The sequence below is a fragment of the Nonomuraea sp. NPDC001636 genome, from assembly GCF_040298265.1.
In the GTDB taxonomy this organism is placed as follows: Bacteria; Actinomycetota; Actinomycetes; order Streptosporangiales; family Streptosporangiaceae; genus Nonomuraea.
This window is the reverse complement of sequence record NZ_JBEOZT010000016.1, coordinates 19016-32306: the sequence shown is the minus strand read 5'-3', so window position 1 is coordinate 32306 and position 13291 is coordinate 19016. Positions and strand designations below refer to the sequence as shown.

Annotated in this window: 15 protein-coding genes and 1 tRNA gene; 2 read left to right on the top strand and 14 right to left on the bottom strand. The window is 69.4% G+C overall.

The window, feature by feature from the left end; translation table 11 throughout:
- Window positions 1-184: 184 nt before the first annotated feature.
- The 4 genes from ABT158_RS27535 to ABT158_RS27520 form a co-directional block, all read right to left on the bottom strand.
- Window positions 185-379: a hypothetical protein gene (locus tag ABT158_RS27535; RefSeq protein WP_352358111.1), complete on the bottom strand. Its 195-nt coding sequence runs from the start codon at window positions 377-379 to the stop codon at window positions 185-187.
- Between the two features lie 5 nt (window positions 380-384).
- On the bottom strand, window positions 385-1485 hold the full coding sequence (locus ABT158_RS27530) for a hypothetical protein (protein WP_352358109.1): 1101 nt from the start codon (window positions 1483-1485) through the stop codon (window positions 385-387).
- 6 nt (window positions 1486-1491) lie between these two features.
- Window positions 1492-2037 (bottom strand): hypothetical protein, encoded by a 546-nt coding sequence (locus tag ABT158_RS27525; protein WP_352358108.1) that lies wholly within the window; start codon window positions 2035-2037, stop codon window positions 1492-1494.
- 71 nt (window positions 2038-2108) lie between these two features.
- Window positions 2109-2537, bottom strand: coding sequence for a hypothetical protein (locus tag ABT158_RS27520; protein WP_352358106.1), 429 nt, complete (start codon window positions 2535-2537; stop codon window positions 2109-2111).
- A 90-nt stretch (window positions 2538-2627) separates the two neighbouring features.
- On the opposite strand from ABT158_RS27520, the gene ABT158_RS27515 reads away from it, so the two are divergent.
- Window positions 2628-2701, top strand: a tRNA-Pro gene (locus tag ABT158_RS27515).
- An 82-nt stretch (window positions 2702-2783) separates the two neighbouring features.
- Here ABT158_RS27515 and ABT158_RS27510 read toward each other — a convergent pair.
- The 10 genes from ABT158_RS27510 to ABT158_RS27465 form a co-directional block, all read right to left on the bottom strand.
- Window positions 2784-3299, bottom strand: coding sequence for a tyrosine-type recombinase/integrase (locus ABT158_RS27510; RefSeq protein WP_352358104.1), 516 nt, complete (start codon window positions 3297-3299; stop codon window positions 2784-2786).
- 649 nt (window positions 3300-3948) lie between these two features.
- A complete protein-coding gene (locus ABT158_RS27505) occupies window positions 3949-4770 on the bottom strand; it encodes an integrase core domain-containing protein (protein ID WP_352358102.1) in 822 nt (273 codons plus the stop codon).
- A gap of 71 nt (window positions 4771-4841) precedes the next feature.
- On the bottom strand, window positions 4842-5039 hold the full coding sequence (locus ABT158_RS27500) for a hypothetical protein (protein ID WP_352358100.1): 198 nt from the start codon (window positions 5037-5039) through the stop codon (window positions 4842-4844).
- Between the two features lie 506 nt (window positions 5040-5545).
- Window positions 5546-7732: an MMPL family transporter gene (locus tag ABT158_RS27495; RefSeq protein WP_352358098.1), complete on the bottom strand. Its 2187-nt coding sequence runs from the start codon at window positions 7730-7732 to the stop codon at window positions 5546-5548.
- 16 nt (window positions 7733-7748) lie between these two features.
- A complete protein-coding gene (locus ABT158_RS27490; protein ID WP_352358096.1) occupies window positions 7749-8303 on the bottom strand; it encodes a TetR/AcrR family transcriptional regulator in 555 nt (184 codons plus the stop codon).
- Between the two features lie 213 nt (window positions 8304-8516).
- The gene (locus tag ABT158_RS27485) at window positions 8517-9131 is read right to left on the bottom strand and encodes a TetR/AcrR family transcriptional regulator (protein ID WP_352358094.1); all 615 of its coding nucleotides are present in this window, start codon (window positions 9129-9131) and stop codon (window positions 8517-8519) included.
- A gap of 9 nt (window positions 9132-9140) precedes the next feature.
- Window positions 9141-10319: an MFS transporter gene (locus ABT158_RS27480; protein ID WP_352358092.1), complete on the bottom strand. Its 1179-nt coding sequence runs from the start codon at window positions 10317-10319 to the stop codon at window positions 9141-9143.
- Window positions 10320-10359: 40 nt separating this feature from the next.
- Window positions 10360-11178 (bottom strand): SDR family oxidoreductase, encoded by an 819-nt coding sequence (locus ABT158_RS27475; protein ID WP_352358090.1) that lies wholly within the window; start codon window positions 11176-11178, stop codon window positions 10360-10362.
- A gap of 383 nt (window positions 11179-11561) precedes the next feature.
- Window positions 11562-11747 carry a hypothetical protein gene (locus tag ABT158_RS27470; protein ID WP_352358088.1) on the bottom strand — a complete coding sequence of 62 codons (186 nt, stop codon included), beginning with the start codon at window positions 11745-11747 and terminating at the stop codon, window positions 11562-11564.
- A 180-nt stretch (window positions 11748-11927) separates the two neighbouring features.
- A complete protein-coding gene (locus ABT158_RS27465) occupies window positions 11928-12833 on the bottom strand; it encodes an NmrA family NAD(P)-binding protein (RefSeq protein ID WP_352358086.1) in 906 nt (301 codons plus the stop codon).
- Window positions 12834-13164: 331 nt separating this feature from the next.
- Between ABT158_RS27465 and ABT158_RS27460 the strand changes: the two genes are divergently transcribed.
- Window positions 13165-13290 (top strand): hypothetical protein, encoded by a 126-nt coding sequence (locus tag ABT158_RS27460; RefSeq protein ID WP_352358084.1) that lies wholly within the window; start codon window positions 13165-13167, stop codon window positions 13288-13290.
- The last annotated feature ends 1 nt before the right edge of the window (window position 13291 follow it).

The following is a 13291-nucleotide window of genomic DNA, read 5'->3' as shown; positions in this document are numbered from 1 at the left end:
CCGTTCTTCGTCGATCTCGACGTCGACTCTTCTTCGCCTCGACTCTTCTTCGCCTCGTCCTGGCCGCGGGCGCGCCTCGGTTTTTCTGGATATTTAGCACTATTTAGTTCTTTGGGGTGTTTCGGGTGGGAGGCCGGTCGGCCTCCCACCCTGACCGCGCGCTCAGCGGCTGCTCAGCGGCTGCTCAGCGGCGGGTGCGGCCGCGCCAGTGGCCGGAGCCGCCGCGGATGCTCGCCGTGCCGACGCCTGCCTGATGCAGGGCCAGCAAGGTCAGCCCCAGCAGGACGAACGTCATGCCGGAGATCCCGCCGATCTTCACGCCCACGAGGTCGAGCAGGAAGCCCAACCCGAAGATGATCGCTGCGACGACTGCGAGCATGCCGATCACCTCCTCGTCTCAGCGGACAGATTGTGCGTGGACAGCGCGAGCAGCCGCTCCAGGACGTTGCGGTAGTCGCGGAACGCCTGACGCAGGTCCTCGGTGTCGGGGGAGTCGACGTCCTTCCAGCGTTCGCGCAGAGCGCCGGTACGGCTGGTGAGGGAGTTGGTCAGCGACTCCACCACCTCGCCGACCAGGCCGTCCGCGCGCTGGATCGCCTCGGCGGGGTCGTCCACGAAGGACGCCTGGACGTCCCGCCAGCGGGCCTGCACCTCGGCCGGGTCCTGGTCGAACAGGGCGACCTCCTGAGGGGCCGCGTGCGAGGGAACGTCATCGACCGGAGCGCCCTCGACGGGCGTTCCCTGGACGGGCGCCCCGTCAAGAGGAGCCCCCTCGACCGGCCGCCTGCCCTCGCCGAGCTCGCCGTCGTTGAGATCCCCGTCAGTCGTCAGCCCGTCGCGGGCCGCTCCAGCAGGGGTCAGGTCGTCGTCATCCCGCTCGCCGTGAACCAGGACGTCGTCCTGGGCTCGCCCGTCCTGGGCTCGCCCGTCCTGGGCCAGTTCGTCCTGGGCCAGTTCGTCCTGGGCCAGTTCGTCCTGGGAACGGCCGTCGTGGACCAGCACATCGTCGGGCCGGTCGCTGTGCACCAGCACGTCGTCGGACCGGTCGCCGTGGCGTGCCCCGGGTCCGGACAGCACGTCCGGGGAGGTGTCGTGTCCGGACGTCTCGCCGGTGGGGACGTCGGTCCGGACGTCGGCGGGGAGGCCGGCGTGAGCCGGGTCGGGGTCGGGGGAGCGGTGGTCGGCAGCGCGCTCCAGAGGGGTCTCGCGGTGCGGCTCGGCCGGCAGGTCGCCGGTGCTCGCGTAGGGGTCCTTGTAGGACGACTCGTCGTCATGGTCCCGGTCGGGGACCGCTGAGGCGTACCCGTGGCTCGCCGGGGTGTGACCGGCGTCGTCCGGGTAGCCGCCGTCGTGCCGCCCGGTGGTGTCGTCGTAACGGCCGCCGGTCCCGTCGGTGAGATCCCTGTGCTCGTCGTCCCTGGCGGCCTCGTCCGACCGCTGCGACGGCACCTTGAGCTCGTCCTCACTTCTCCTGCTGCTGCTCATCTACGTTCACCGCCCTCGCGTGGTCTCGTGCAGCAGTTCCTCGAACAACGCGCGGTAATGAACCATGGCCTGCCGGAGCTCCTCGGTCGAGGCTTCCTTCCTGGCCGCCCGCCCGCTGATCTCGTGGGCCTTCCTGTAGTGGTCGAGAGTTGCCGCGTGCCCGACCGACAGATCGGACAGCCGCTGCTCGAAGTCGTCCGTGGGGTAGCCGCGGTCCGCCATCACCGAGGTGACGAGCTGGTCCGCCTCGGTCACCGCGAACCCGGGGGCGTCGACGAATCGCTCCTGGACCTCGGTCCACCGGTTGGCGTACGCGTCGCGCGTCTCCTCCGGCAGCGGCCGGATGTCGAGCTCGGAATGGCGCTGCTCGCGGGCGATGAGCTCCCGCTCGGCCTCACGCCGGTTGTCACTCTCGGCCACCGTACGCTCGTACTCAGGGCCGAAACGTTCGCGGAGACGGCTGCGGCGTTGCTGCTGTAGCACGACATAGCCCACTGCGGCGAGCGCCACCACCGCGACCACGACGACGGCCACCCAGATCAAGGTGGTCATTGATGTTCGCCTCCGGTCTCTGTAATGAGACCTGCGACTGCCCACGATCAAGGGCGTCGAAACTCGCGTACTCAGTGAGCTGCAAGCCCTTTCCTGGCGGCCTCCAGCACCGTCGCGACGTGCGAGCCCGCAGGTGACGCCGGAACCTCACTGAACCCCTCAGCCGCGTCGTACCGGACGTCGAGCCCCGCGTCCACGAGCCGCTGCGCCCACCGCAGCGCCGTGTTCAACCGCTCCGCCGCCGGCGGCTTCCCCTGCGCCGCCGCCGACAGGTTCCGCAGATTGGTGGCCGGCCCTGACTGCGCGTGCACGCGCGCCAGCTTCCACGGTACGGCGGCACTGTGGTCGAGCATCGGCTTGGCCAGCCCGGCGGCCCGCTTGGCCTGGAGCACCCCCGACTCGGACACCCCGAAATGAGCGGCCAGCTCCTGCACGCTCATCCCGCCGGCCACCAGCCGCGCCAGCTCCGCCCGATCAACGCTCGGCCTCCGCCCCACCACGCCCTCCGCTCCCGCTTTCCGTGTACGCGCCTACCTCCGATGTGCGCTAAGGTTATGACGTCCCGCCCCGCAGGGGGCGGCCGACACAACCGGGACGTAGCGCAGCTTGGTAGCGCACTTGACTGGGGGTCAAGGGGTCGCAGGTTCAAATCCTGTCGTCCCGACGGTTGCGAAAGGCCGATCGACTTGGGCATAAGCCCAGGTCAATCGGCCTTTTCTCATGTCTCGATCTTGACCGGTGATCTCCTAGGCAACTCGCAGCTGTGGACCACTTGGGGACCACGTCCCCGCCATGTGCGCGCTGAGCGCATTTCCGGCCTCGGCGATGGCGCTGAGATCTGGGTGGAGATAGCGCTGTGTAGTCGTCAGAGATCCGTGGCCGGCAATCTTCCGAAGGACATGGACGGGAACCCCGGCGTCGGCCATCCACGTCAGTCCCGTATGGCGGAGATCGTGACGGCGAAGGTGTTCGTAGCCGAGCTGGGTGACGACCTCGTCCCAGTGCGTCGCGTCGCGGAGGACCGCGGTGCTGATGCGACCACCCCGTGGCCCGGTGAACAGCCGAGCCTCAGGATCGTCAGTGTCGACGGCTGCGAGCCGGTTGGCGACCAGGCCGCGAATCTCGGCGATGATCGGCACTTTGCGGGCCCGTTTGCCCTTGGTTCCCTTGTCGGCCAGCCCGCCCGGACTCGGGGTGGTCTGCCGGCGCACCGTCCAGGTCCAGGTTCGGGTGTCGATGTCGCCGACCCGGACACCGGACACCGGACACCGGAGACCTCGCCGATGCGTGCGGCCGTGTATGCCGCGAAGATGACGATGTCTCCCCAGCCCTGGTACTTGTCTCTGGAGCGTTCCACAAGTCCCTGTGCCAGCCGTTCCAGTGCCGCCCGGTTGGGCAGCGCCAGCGTTCGCGGGTCGTCCAGCTCGTCCTCGGCCCGCTTGTACTCGTGCTGCCAGCCCGTCACGCGAGCAGGGTTGCGGTCGATGATGCCGTCCCGGACGGCCTGCTCCATGACGCGGACCAGGATGGCCAGGCTGTTCTTCACCGTGGATCGGCTGCATTCGTCCGCGATCCATCCGTGCACGACCCGGTCGACAAGGCCGTTGGTGATCATCCGTACGCCCAGGTGTCCGAGAGCGGGGACCACGCGCTTGCGCCATCCGGACATGTACGGAGCGAGAGTCTTGGGCTCCAGGCCGCGCACCGCCAGGGGCATCACCCCCTCGCCGTACTCCTGGAGGGTGGAAGTGGCCGCTTTGGGATCGATACCGCTCTTGGCCAGCCGCTCAATGGACTGGATCCAGCCCTCAGCAGCCTCTTGCGTGCTGATCGCCTCGGACTTGGACAGGCGCTGTCGCGTCGCCTGATCCTGTGCCGCTCGAATATTGAGTTTCGTGGCTTGAGCTGCGGTTACGCGGCGCGGTGGTATTCGTTGATCGTGCCTGTGGCGACGGGTTTTCGGCGGATGGATCGAAGGTCGTTGAGGTCAATCACGTTGGGGGAGGGCTGCGTTGCGATGTCCGGGGGACGCTGTTGCCGTGACTGGTGCGGCCGGTGCCCGTTGTAATGGATCAGATACTCCTGGAGCACGAGAGCCAGGGGGCGTTCATCGAGGATCAAGATGCGGTCCAGGAGTTCGCGGCGCAGGGTGCCGATGACCCGGTCGCAGACGGCGTTCATCCGAGGAGTCCTGGGCAGCGTGGTGATGACCTGCAGTCCTTCAGCTGTGAAGACCGCGCTGAAGGCGGCGGTGAAGAGCGGATCGCGATCGTGGATCAAAAACCGGAGTTCAGCGATGCGATTGCCCAGCTCCATCGCCAGGTTGCGGGCTTGCTGCATCGTCCATGCTCCGGTCGGGTGCGCGGTTACTCCGGCCAGGTGCACTTTCCGGGTGCCGTGCTCGATGAAGACCAGCACATACAGCCGCTTGAGCAGCATCGTCTCGACAACCAGGAAGTCGCAGGCGATGATCGCGTGGGCTTGGGCGGTCAGGAATTGCCGCCAGGTCGGCCCGGCCCGGCGGGGCGCCGGATCGATACCTGCGGCGTGGAGGATCTCCCACACCGTGGAGGCCGCGATCCGGTAGCCCAGCCGAGCCAATTCGCCTTGAATTCTCCGATGTCCCCAGGTCGGGTTCTCCCGCGCCATCCGAGTAATCAGTGCCTTGACCGGCTGGCGGGTGCCGGGCCGTCCCGGGCGCCGCCTGTCGGTGAAGGTCCACTTACGCGCCACGAGGCTACGGTGCCAACGCAGGATCGTCGCCGGGGTGACCGGGAACACCTCCGCCCACCGGCGGCGGGGGATCAGCCGCGACAACGCCGCCAGCCAGAGCCGGTCGGCGTGACCCCCCACTGCGACCGGCCGCCGAGCTGACGACGGAGCACCTGGTTCTCGTGACGGAGCACCAGCAGCTCAGCGTCCTTGGACAGATCAGAACGGACCAGCTCTGCCAGCAGGCCGAACAGGCATCTCACCAACCGGTAGACAAGGGTTAACAACACCTTGCGATGGTTACAGCCACGGCCCTGGTTGCGCAGCAAAACCCCAGCTCACAGCACGAAACCGTGTTTTCGAGCGGGACACGCCGTGGGCGGTGGACAGGGCTGCCGATGAGTGGCCGGTCAGCCCGTGGGGGTCGCCGCCGATGGCACCTGGCGTTCGGAACGGTGGCCGGGGATGGGGGCTCGCCGAGGCCGTCGTCGCGCGGGTCCACGCGAAGCGGCGTGGACGCGACCAGCGGGATCAGCGTGATACACGTCTTTCCGGTTCACCACGCATCTACTCGCGGCTGGGATCGACGCCTCCATCGGCACCGTCGTGACCGACAAGCGGCCGCACCTTCCGTGCTGGGAGAAACAGCCGACCACCGCAGATCGACCGTGTTTCGTGCAGCGAAAACGCGCCGAGGAGCCACGAACCCACATTTCGGTTTACTCAAACAATCATGACCTCGTTTTCAATCCGTCGTCGAGATGAATTACGGCAAGCCGGCTCTCCGCTCTTTGCTTCATGGTGCCGTGTGCGGGGCGGGCAGGGTTGGCGCGGATCCGCTGTGGTCGGCGAGGTGTTCGCGCAGTCGTTCGCCTTCGATGTCGACGTTGGGCAGGAAACGCGCCAGCCGGCGGGGCATCCACCAGGCGTACGCGTCCAGCAGCGACATCACGGCCGGGACGATCGTCATCCGGACCACGAAAGCGTCGACGGCCACGCCGAGCGCCAGGGCGAAGCCGATCGATTTGATGATCGGGTCATTCATGAACACGAAGCCGCCGAAGACCGAGATCATGATCAGGGCGGCGGCGGTGACGACGCGGGACCCGTGTCCCATTCCGGAGATCGTCGCCTGGCGTGCGGTGTCGCCGTGCACGAAGTCTTCGCGCATCCGGGAGACCAGGAACACCTGATAGTCCATGGCGAGGCCGAACAGGATGCCGATCAGCAGAATGGGCAGGAAGCTGACCAGGGGTCCTGGAGTGTCGATGCCGAAGAGATCGCTCAGTCGGCCCTGCTGGAACACCGCGACGGTGATGCCGAATGTGGCGCCCACGGTGAGCAGGAATCCGAGTGCGGCCTTGACCGGGACCAGGACGGAACGGAAGACCAGCATCAGCAGCAACACCGACAGGCCGACGACGAGCAGCAGGTAGACGGGCAGCGCGTCGGCCAGCTTCGCGGAGACGTCGATGCCGATCGCGGTCTGGCCGGTCAGTGCGACGTTGCCGATCTTCCCGACCTTGGCGCGGATGTCGTGGACGAGCGTCTCGGTGGCCTCGTCGGTGGGACCCGTGGCGGGGATGACGGCCAGCAGGGCGGTCGTGCCCGACGCGTTGAGCTGCGGCGGGGTGACGGCGAGGACACCCTTGGTGGCCTGGATCGCGGTGGCGGCCCGCTTCGCGGCGCTCGTCGTGTCCTCCGTGGAGTCGCCGGTGACGACGGCGGCCAGGCGGCCGTTGAAGCCGGGGCCGAAGCCCTCGCTGATGAGGTCGTAGGCCCGGCGGCCCGGCGTGCCCTCCGCCGCTGTGCCGGAGTCGGGCAGGGCCAGGCGCATCTGCGCGGCCGGAACGGCAAGGCCGCCCAGGAGAAGCACCCCCGCCACGATGAAGGGCACCCGCCGGCGTGTCACGACGTACGCCCAGCGGAACCCGAGACCGGGGCGCGTCGCGGCGGGGTCGTGCCCGGTCCCGCGTTGCTTGCGGGGCAGCAGCCGGAGGCCGGCGAAGCCGAGCAGGGCGGGCTGGAGGGTGATGGCGACGAGAACGGCGACGGCCACGGTGGCCGACGCGGCCAGGCCCATCACGCTGAGGAACGGGATGCCGACCACGGTCAGGCCGGCGAGGGCGATCACCACCGTGGCTCCCGCGAAGACGACGGCGGAGCCGGCGGTGCCGACGGCTCGGGCGGCGGCGTCCTGCGGGGCGAGTCCGTCGCGGAGGTTCTGCCGGTGACGTGAGGTGATGAACAGTGAGTAGTCGATGCCGACGGCCAGGCCGAGCATGAGGGCGAGGACCGGGGCGGTGCTGGTCAACTCGACGGCGCTGCTCAGGGCGAAGAGCCCTGCCATTCCCGCGCCGACGCCGATGAGCGCGGTGAGCAGGGTCATCCCGGCCGCCACGAGTGAGCCGAAGGTGATGATGAGAACCACGGCTGCCACGGCGACGCCCAGGCCCTCGGTTCCGCCGATCTCGGATCCCGGTCCCGTCACCTCGCCGCCGTGTTCCACCCGCAGCCCGGCCGCCCGCGCGCTCTTCCCGCTGTTCTCGTACGCGGTGCGCTGCGCGTCGGTCAGCTTGTCACGGGGCTCGGCGAACTGCACCTGCACCAGGGCGTAGCGGCCGTCCTGGGAGACGGCGCCGGTCTGGAAGGGGTCGAGGGCCGCCACCACGCCCGGCAGCGCGGCAGCCTCCTTGGTGAGTGCCTGCACGGTGGCCCGGTTGCCGGTCGAGGCGAGCGCCTGCCCCTCGGGGGCGGCGACCACGATCGTGCCGGTGGCGCCCACGGCCTGCGGGAACTGCTTGGCCAGCGCGTCGAGGGCGCGCTGGGACTCGGTTCCCGGCATGGTGAAGTCACCGGTGGTCGGCCCGTTGAACGCCGCGGCCGACGCGCCGAGGGCCGCCAGTACGGCGATCCACAGGGCGAGCACGATCCGCCGGTGGCGGAAGGACGCGCGGCCGAGCCGGTAGAGCAGTGTGGCCATGGGAGAGGAATCCTTCTCAGGAGCGGGTGGGATCGCGGTCAAGGGTGCGCAGCGCGCACCGGACGAGTACGGCACGCAGCTCCTCGTCCGGCAGCGGGACCGGGCTCGCGCCGACCACGGGTACGGACCCGAGCACCATCAGCGCGGCCACCCGAGCCTCGGGATCGGCGGAGCGTCCGGCGAACGCGTCGATCAGCCGGTCCGTCTTGTCCGGCACCCCGGCCAGTGCCGGGTGGCGGAGCATCTCCGGGATGTCGTCATAGATGATCTTGACGGCGGATCGGAATCGGAGCATGAGGTCCACGAACCCCTCGACGGCCGGGAGAACGGCGTCGTCGCCTGCCAGGCCGGCCAGCCGCGTGTCGAGCTCGGCGAGCGCCTCCACCGCGGGGGTCAGCATCTCGGTGAGGATCGCGTCCTTGCCGTCGAAGTGGTAGAGCAAGGCCGCCTTGGAGCAGCCGACCTCGCGGGCGATGTCCTGCAGGGAGGTGGCCTTGAAGCTGGTCGCGGCGAAGAGCCGGGAGGCCGTTTCGAGGATCTCCCTGCGGAAGCCGGAACTGTTGCGTGCCATATGTGCAACCGTACCTGACCGATCGGTCAGGGGCTGACCGATCGGACAGTTTTGTGGCGGTCGCCACAGAGGCGGCTGGCGTGGGCGCATGCGTAGGGCGGCCGCTGGATGGCGGGCATGCCGACCGCACGGCCCTCGCAGACGTCCAGACGGTACGGCCCGACCTCCTACGAGGGCCGGCGCCTCCGGCCGATCTCGCGCTCGCCCACGCGATCAGCCGTCGAGCAGGAGATCGCGGCAGAGTATCCGGGTGAAGGCGTCCATCGCCGCAGGCATGTCGAAGGACTCATCCAGCAGCCACTGCTCCTCCAGCCCGGTGATCGCGGCGATGATGAGCGACGCGATCGCCGGAGGGTCGGCGTCGGCGCGCACCCGACCGGCGGCGATGTCCTGCGCGATCACCGCGGCCAGGTCCGTGCGATAGGTGTGGACACGCCGCCTGGCCCACTCCCACGCCAGCTCGGGCACCTCGTCGGAGCCGGACGCCCCGAGGTGCCCCAGCCGGGTGAGCCCGCGGCTACGGCGGGCCTGGACGAGCATGTCGCGCACGATCTCCAGGGCGCGCACCAGGTTGGGCCCCTCTGCCGCGCGGTCGCTGCCGGCGGCCAGCAGGACCTGCCGGTCGCGCTCGGCCAGCACCTCGGCGAGCAGCGCCTCCTTACTGGGGAAGTGGTGCAGCAGGCCGGGCTGGGTGATCCCGGCCGCCTCGGCGACGGCCGCGATCGAGGTGCCCCGGTAGCCGCGGGCCGCGAAGAGTTCGAGGGCGACGTTCAAAATCTTGACGCGCCGGGCTGCCCCGGCGCGCTCGGCGCCACGTGTCCTGGCCATTCGCCGACCCTAACTCACCCCCTTGATCGCCAGGACCGCCAGCGCGCCCAGTAGCGTGATGATCGCCACCGCTCCGTACAGCGGGCCGTACCCGCCGAACGCCGACACGACGGCGCCGGCGGCGGCGGGTGCCACCGTGTTGGGCAGGGTCGCGGCCAGGTTGAGCACACCCAGGTCCTTGGCGAAATCGTCACGGCTGGGCAGCACCTCCGAGACCAGGGCCTGGTCGACGGAGACGAAGACGCCGAAACCGATGGTCGCCACGACGGCCGAGACGAGCATGCCGGTCACGGTCGGCATCAGCAGCGGGACGATCGCCGACAGGGAGATGACCAGCCCGCCGGCCAGGGTGAGCGGCTTACGCCTGCCCATGCGGTCCGACAGCGGTCCGGACACGGCGATCGCGACCAGGAAGCCGGGCACGCCCGCCAGGCCGAGCAGAGGCGTCAGCCTGGCGGCCTCCTCGGCATCGAGGCCGAGGTAGTCCTGGGCGATGTAGAAGCTGTAGGTGAGGGTCATGTAGTAGCCGCCGAAGATGAGGATGCGGCCCAGGAACGCCCAGAAGAAGTCGGGGTGGCGTACGGGGTCGACCCAGAACGCCTTGAGCAAGGCCGTCGCGGAGAAGGTCGGCCGGACCTGCTCCCGGTTGCCGGGGTCGCGGTTCAGTACGACGAACAGCAGGATGACCACCAGGACGACGACTGCGAAGGTGGCGTAGCCGATAGGGATGCGACTGAGGAACAGGGAGGCGAGGACCGGCCCGAGGGTCGCCCCGAGAACCTGGCCGAGCCCGATCAGCGTGGAGTAGCGGCCGCGCAGCCGGGTGGGCACCCGATCCGGCATGATCGCCGCCAGCGGGCCCTGAAAGGCGTTGAAGCCGAACTGGACCAGCATCATCGCTGCGATCAGCAGGGCCACGGTTCTCGCCTGGCCCGCCAGCAGCAGCGCGGCGGAGCCGAGGGCCGCGCCTGTGACCATCCACGGCGCCCGGGCGCCGAAGCGGGTGCGGGTCCGGTCGGACAGCAGACCGATGACGGGCTGGGCGACCATCGCCGCGCAGGCGCTCAGGGTGTTGATGAGCGCCAGGTTCCCGACCTTGGCCTCATTGCCCATGGCTTGGACCTGGATCGGCAGGAAGTAACCGGAGGTGGCGTAGGCCAGGGGCGCGGCGGCGGCGACGAAGGGCACGGTGAGAAAGAGCCGTCTCAGCGAGGAGGGCAGTATTTCCCTAGCGCGGGGCATCGTGCCGCAGCGCGTCGTCCGTGAGCTGCCACAGCTCTCCCACCTGGGAGTGGAAGGCGTCGCGGCCGTGCGGAGGGAGGGAGAAGACCAGCGGGGCGCCGCGCAGGACGCCCTCGACAGCCTCGCGGGCGACCTGTGTCGGTTCGATGGCCATCGGAACGGGACCGGTGCCGAACGGCTCGGCCGCCCGCCGGCCGAAGGCATCCGGGCGGTTGCGCTGGGAGTCGAGGATGCGGGTGTCGACCTGGCCGGGGCATAAGACGGTGACGCCGATGCCGTCGGGCTCCAGCTCGGCCCGCAGGCCGTGGGACAGCCCGACGATGGCGTGCTTGGTGGCGCTGTAGAGGCCGGTGAAGCCCGGGTCGGGCAGGAAGGCGTGGGTGGAGGCGGTGTTCATCACGTGCCGCCACCCGCCCTGGCCCCGCATCCTCGGCAGGAAGGCGTGCAGGCAGTTGAGCAGGCCCTCGACGTTGACCGAGGACAGCCATCGCCAGTCGCCGACCGAGGAGTCGGCGATCGTGCCGAACAACAGCACGCCCGCGTTGTTGCACAGCAGTTCGACCGAGCCGAACTCGGCGTAGGCGGCCCGCGCGAGAGCTTCGGCCGACTCGGGGTCGGTGACGTCGGCGCGTACGCCGAGCGCGGGCCCGCCCAGTTCGGCGGCGACGCGTCTCGCGCCCGTGCCGTCGATGTCGGCCACGACGACCGCCATGCCGCGTGATGCGAGTTCCGCGCAGAGAGCGGCCCCGATGCCGCTGGCCCCGCCGGTGACGACCGCCGTACGGCCCTGGAGTTGATCAGACATCGGCATCCCTTCGGAAAGATGTCCGCGAGCTTACTTACCGAGCGCTAGGTAAGCTAGAGGGTGATCGCATCTACGGGTGCCACCAGTACGACGGAACTCCAACCCGGCGCCGAAGCCATCGCCAAGGTCACCGAGGTCCTAGCACCCCGCCGCCGTACCCATTGACCAACTGAGTGGCGGCTGGCCGGAGCTGTGGAGTCCGGGCCATCGCGGATCACTGACAGGCGAAGAAGCAGCAGGTCGCTACCGCCAATTTCTGCCCTCAGCCTCTCGAAGGCCTAGACGTCCGTCGTTTGGGCGTAGGGCGTGCAGGACCGTAGAAGTGTCCAGGCAGAACGGGTGTATCTCTGCCATGCGATCGTTACTGATCGTCATCAGCCGCATCACCGAGGTCTCCAAGGCCCGGCCGGTAGCGCGGGCGCGCAGGGATGCCGCAGTTCCAGCTCGCCGACGGTGAGCACCACCTTCAGGCCGACCAGGTCCTCGCAGCGCTGGCGGCGCAGCCCGACCCCGCGCGCCAGCGCCTTGCCGATCGCGCTCGTCTGCCTGATGCCAGCCGAGGACGACAAGATTTGATCAGCGTGGCGAAGCAGTGGGTGGCGATGTGAGAGCCATGAACGAGACACCGGACTGGGCTGCGGCGACTTACGAGGACCTGCTGCGCCAGGCGACATCGTCCGCAAGACCAAGAACGGCCTGGAGGCGGCCAGCCGCCGCGGCCGGGTCGGCGGGCCGCCGGCCGGAGCGGTTCAGCCCAGGTAGAAGTCCCGGCGAGCGGCCACGAACGCCTCGATCGTCCCGGCCTTCGCGCCGGTCACCCGCTCGACGTCGTCGGAGGCGCGGTCGTAGCGGTTCTCGCGGTGCAGCCGGGCCATGGTGGCGATGTGCTCCTCGGTGTGCGGCGGCAGGCCCGCCTTGGCAAGGACCTCGGCCCGCCATCGGTCCAGGGGCACGTCGAGGTAGGACACGGTACGTCCCAAGGCGCGCGAGAACGCCTCGGCCATCTCCGTCATGTCGACGGTGCGCGGCCCGGTCAGCTCGTAGACGCGCCCCACGTGCGGAACGGGGTCGCGCAGTATGGTGGCGACCACCCGGGCGACGTCGTCCACGGCGATCGGCGACGTGCGCCCGGTGCCGAACGGCAGCGCGATCGTTCCGTTCTCCCGGATCGATCGGGCCGCCAGTGTGGTGAACAGCGGATTGTCCAGGAACGACGTCGGCCGGATGTGCACCACCGGCAGGCCGGACCAGTCGAACACCTGTTCCGCCAGCCAGTGCAGCCGCTGCTGGTGCGACTCGGCAGTGCTGGTGGCAGTCATCTGCGACACCGTCATCTGCGACATGTCGACCAGGCCCACCAGCTCGCCGTACTCCTTGGCCACGGTGGCCACCACGGTCGCCGCCAGCAGGTGGTCCGGCGAGACGGGCATCGCGAAGTACATCCGCCCGGCTCCTTCCAGCGCGGCGGCGACGCTCTCCGGCCGGGTCAGATCGCCGACGACCACCTCCGCGCCCCGCGCACGCAGGTCCGCAGCACGGTCATTGTCCCGGTGAACCATTGCGCGCACCGGCACGTCCTGCGTGCGCAGATGGTCCAGGACCGTGCGGCCGACATCGCCGGCCCCGGCGATGAGAACAAGGTTGCTGACGGCCATCGGTCGATCTCTTTCTGGTAGGCGACCATCTCCGCGAAGGTGCGATCGCACGGGCATATGGGTGTCACTGACTCGCGTACCGTGATTCCACGGCAGGTGTACCCACGTCCGAGTCGGATGAGCCAGGAGCAGGGACAGGCCGGCCGCATCGACGCGGAGATCGGCGCCGAGCCGTACCTCAGCGCCCGCACCGTCGAACGGCGCCAGCGCAGGGTCTCGCCGACGCGGGAGCGGGCGAGAAGGAGGATGGCCGCCGGCGATCGGGACCCTGACCAACTCGGTCCACGCCAGGAGCCGTACTCGGTGACCAGGCCCGATCCGGGGCATCCGGGTGGACATCAGCGCGGCCGGCATGCTCGCCGCACTCACCGGGATCGCGCCGGCCTCCGGCGAACCGGAACAGCGCGACCCGGCCGGGCGGCTTTTGGACCTCATCATGGACGGCCTGTGGCCGTAGC

Excerpts from the sequence above, each read along its gene's own strand:
- ABT158_RS27525 (WP_352358108.1), bottom strand. The coding sequence starts at position 2,037 with ATGACCACCTTGATCTGGGTGGCCGTCGTCGTGGTCGCGGTGGTGGCG.
- ABT158_RS27490 (WP_352358096.1), bottom strand. The coding sequence starts at position 8,303 with ATGGCACGCAACAGTTCCGGCTTCCGCAGGGAGATCCTCGAAACGGCC.
- ABT158_RS27495 (WP_352358098.1), bottom strand. The coding sequence starts at position 7,732 with ATGGCCACACTGCTCTACCGGCTCGGCCGCGCGTCCTTCCGCCACCGG.
- ABT158_RS27535 (WP_352358111.1), bottom strand. The coding sequence starts at position 379 with ATGCTCGCAGTCGTCGCAGCGATCATCTTCGGGTTGGGCTTCCTGCTC.
- ABT158_RS27530 (WP_352358109.1), bottom strand. The coding sequence starts at position 1,485 with ATGAGCAGCAGCAGGAGAAGTGAGGACGAGCTCAAGGTGCCGTCGCAG.
- ABT158_RS27465 (WP_352358086.1), bottom strand. The coding sequence starts at position 12,833 with ATGGCCGTCAGCAACCTTGTTCTCATCGCCGGGGCCGGCGATGTCGGC.
- ABT158_RS27485 (WP_352358094.1), bottom strand. The coding sequence starts at position 9,131 with ATGGCCAGGACACGTGGCGCCGAGCGCGCCGGGGCAGCCCGGCGCGTC.
- ABT158_RS27475 (WP_352358090.1), bottom strand. The coding sequence starts at position 11,178 with ATGTCTGATCAACTCCAGGGCCGTACGGCGGTCGTCACCGGCGGGGCC.